Origin of the sequence: Kitasatospora sp. NPDC085879 (genome assembly GCF_040686255.1) — a bacterium.
GTDB lineage: Bacteria > Actinomycetota > Actinomycetes > Streptomycetales > Streptomycetaceae > Kitasatospora.
The window spans coordinates 1-3502 of sequence record NZ_JBFBJZ010000167.1 but is presented as its reverse complement, the minus strand read 5'-3'; the positions used below and the strand labels follow the sequence as shown (position 1 = coordinate 3502).

Below are 3502 nucleotides of genomic sequence, written 5' to 3'. Positions count from 1 at the left end.
GCCAGCCGATGTGGGCGTGGAGCAGGCCGCGGAGTTCGCCGGTGAGGCTGGTGCCGAACCGGAACGGGGAGTGCGGGTCGCCGGGGCGGTCGGTGTAGGCGTCGGTGTAGGCGTGGTGGCGGCGGTGGGTGGCGACCCAGGTGATCACGTCGCCCTGGAAGCTCATCGACCCGGCGATCGCCATCGCGATCTTCAGCGGCCGGTTCGGGGTGAAGCTCCCATGGGTGAGGCCGCGGTGGAAGCCGAGTGTCACGCCGAGGCGGGTGAGGCAGTAGAACGCGGCGGCGAGGATCAGGTCGGTGGGGCCGACGAGGCTGCCCCACAGCCATCCGACGGCGATCACCAGCGCGATGAACGGGAACGCCACCACGGCGGCGGTGGCGGCCGGTTGCACCGGGGGACGCGGTGCCGGTCGGCGGGGTCGACACGAGGGAACGGCGAGACCCCGTCGTACGGCGCGGGGACGCCCCGGCCGTGGGCCGTACCAGTGCCAGTCTCCGGGGGTGACGCCGTGCGGCGATCCGTGAGGGCCATCCCGACTCCTTCGCCTGCGATGCGGCGCAGCCGGGGTCTGGGGCGGCAGATCCGACCCGACCGACTCTCGGGCCCAGGGGGCCATGCGGTCGTGGTCTCATACGACATTACCCACATTCAGGCGTCGCACACAGACCTCACTCGGGGGAGGTACGGCAGCGCCCCCGGAGACAGAGTTCCGGGGGCGGTACTGAGGTTGGCTTTCAGCTCGCTGCCGGGAATCGCTCCCAGACGCGGTGGGTGCCGAGCAGGTCCACGAGGGCGGGGATGGCTTCGGTGTTCTCCGTGGCGGTGATGACGCCGGGTGCCCGCGGGTCGACTCCCGCTGCCGTCCACAGGGCGCGGGCGTCTGCGAGTCCGGCGATCGGCTTGGCGTGCCGCCAGGCCTCGTTGACGAGCAGGACGGCGCGGGAGTCCAGCGTGGACTGCCCGCCCGCAACGGCGCCGGACTTGGCGTCCCGGGCCCCGCGGTCGTCCGCTCCTGGTGCGGGCACGCCGGCCACCAGGAGCGCATCGAACTCGACGGACCGCGCGGCGGCATAGGTCCGCTGGACGGTGAGGTCCTCGGCCAGGGGAGCCCCAGTGGGCGCGATGATCAACGGCATCAGCCCCGCGTCGAGGGCGGCCTCCCGGAGTCGGCGGACCAGGGCGACATCATCGGCGGCGCCGGTGATGATGCCGATGACTCGGCCCGTCGTGGGCCAGGTGCGGCCGAGCTGTGAGAGGGCGGGGCTGGGCTCGGGGTCGGCGAGGTGCTCGGGGCGCTGCGGAGCGGGCAGACCCAGGCCCTGGGCCACCTGGGCGCACAGCTGGGGGTCGATGTTCGCGAGGACCTGCAGGGTGCGCTCCTTGATGGCCTGTTCGTAGACCTTGGCGAGTTCGAAGGTGTAGGCGGCGATGATGTGCTCGCGCTCGACCGGACTCATGCTCAGCCAGAACAGGCGCGCCTGGCTGAAGTGGTCGGCGAACGAGGCGGGGGCCTCGCGGACCTTCGAGGCGGCCGCGATCGGGGTGGGGTGTTCGATGAAGGCGCGCTCGCCCGCGCCGGCGAAGAACGGGCAGCCGCCGTCGAGGGAGTTCGGCTTGTACGGGGCGACACCGCTGTGCACGGCGTCCTGGTGGAAGCCGTCGCGCAGCATGTCGTTGACCGGGGCGTGGGTGCGGTTGATCGGGATCTGGGCGAAGTTGGGGCCGCCCAGGCGGCTGATCTGCGTGTCGAGGTAGGAGAACAGGCGGCCGGCGAGAAGTGGGTCGTCGGTGACGTCGATCCCCGGTACCAGGTGCCCGGGGTGGAAGGCGACCTGCTCGGTCTCGGCGAAGAAGTTCGTCGGATTCGCGTTGAGCGTCATCAGCCCGATCGGCTGCACCGGAGCGAGCTCCTCCGGGACGAACTTCGTGGGGTCGAGCAGGTCGATGCCCGCGAACGTCTGCTCCGGTGTGTCCGGGAAGGTCTGGATGCCCAGTTCCCACTGCGGGTGGTTCCCTGCCTCGATGGCGTCCGCGAGGTCGCGCCGGTGGAAGTCCGGGTCCATGCCGTTGATCAGCTGTGCCTCCTCCCAGACGAGGGAGTGCACGCCGGCCGTGGGCTTCCAGTGGAATTTCACGAGGGTGGTGGCGCCCTCGGCGTCGACGAGGCGGAAGGTGTGGACACCGAAGCCCTCCATCATCCGGAAGGAGCGCGGGATGCCGCGGTCGGACATGTTCCACAGGGTGTGGTGGGTGGCCTCGGCGTGCAGGGAGACGAAGTCCCAGAATGTGTCGTGGGCGCTCTGCGCCTGCGGGATCTCCCGGTCAGGGTGCGGCTTGCCGGCATGGATGACGTCGGGGAACTTGACGGCATCCTGGATGAAGAACACCGGGATGTTGTTCCCGACCAGATCGAAGACGCCCTCGCTGGTGTAGAACTTCGTCGCGAAGCCGCGGGTGTCCCGCACGGTGTCCGCTGATCCGCGCGAGCCCAGTACGGTGGAGAACCGGACGAACACCGGCGTCTCCACACCCTCCGCCAGGAACGCGGCCCTGCTCACCCCGGCGGCGGTTCCGTAGCCCCGGAAGACCCCGTGTGCTGCCGCACCCCGGGCGTGCACGACCCGCTCGGGGATCCGCTCGTGGTCGAAGTGCATGATCTTCTCGCGCAGGTGGTGGTCCTGCAGCAGCACCGGACCACGCGGCCCGGCCTTCAGCGAGTGATCGGAATCCGGCAGCCGCGTGCCGTTCGCCGTGGTCAGGTAGCCGCCGTTCTGTGCGGCGGCGTCCGCGGGGGCGCCCGTGTTCCGGCCGGTGGCCGACAGCGGCGCGGGCGCCTGTTGGTCCGGCTTCGGCGGCAACGGGGGGACGGCCTCGGTGGGCTCCGCCACCTGCGGCGGCCGCGCACCGGGAGCACCCGGAACCTCGGGCCGGCCCGCCGAGGAGAGCTCCTCGACCACCTCTGACACCTTGTTCACGATCTTCTTCATCGGTCCGGACTCCGCCACGACGATCTCCTCAGGACTATGGCCAGGCCCTGGGCGCGTAACCCAGACCGCTGCGAACCAAACGAAACGCCGAGCGGACGGGTGACGCGCCCGGCGCCAGAAGGCCCGGCGTTGCACAGTTCGTTGGCGGTACGGGGCATCCTGCAGCGAGACACTGGGCCTGCCGGCGCTATCGGGACGAGGAACATTCGTCTCCCTGCTCCCGGCACGGGCAGGCGACATCCTTGGACGGCCGCCGCTTCCCCAGTCAGGCACCACTGGCGTGCTGGCACAGCGCTGCGCAAAGCTGCGAGTCCTACGCCCACCACGGCGGCCCGGTGATGCATGCCGTTCCCCGCAGCACGGCGGTCGGCCGGCCTCGCAAACGGCCGCCAGCCCGTGTGAGCCGCGAACCGCCCCTCTCGGCGACGGGTGAAAACTGACCGCTGAACGGCGGATCAACGGTGACCCACCTCGCGATCGTCTGATCATCCTGATCTTCATTGAGGGTCAGG

The 3502-nt window shown here is 70.6% G+C and carries 2 protein-coding genes and 1 pseudogene; all 3 read right to left on the bottom strand.

The window, feature by feature from the left end:
* A pseudogene (locus AB0P35_RS41675) lies at window positions 1-394 on the bottom strand (acyl-CoA desaturase); the annotation flags it as partial.
* Between the two features lie 343 nt (window positions 395-737).
* Entirely contained in the window at window positions 738-2990 is a 2253-nt protein-coding gene (locus AB0P35_RS41670; RefSeq protein ID WP_095878136.1) for a catalase, read from the bottom strand.
* A gap of 313 nt (window positions 2991-3303) precedes the next feature.
* The coding region (locus tag AB0P35_RS41665) for a hypothetical protein (protein ID WP_363521726.1) at window positions 3304-3502 on the bottom strand (199 nt) is incomplete at its 5' end.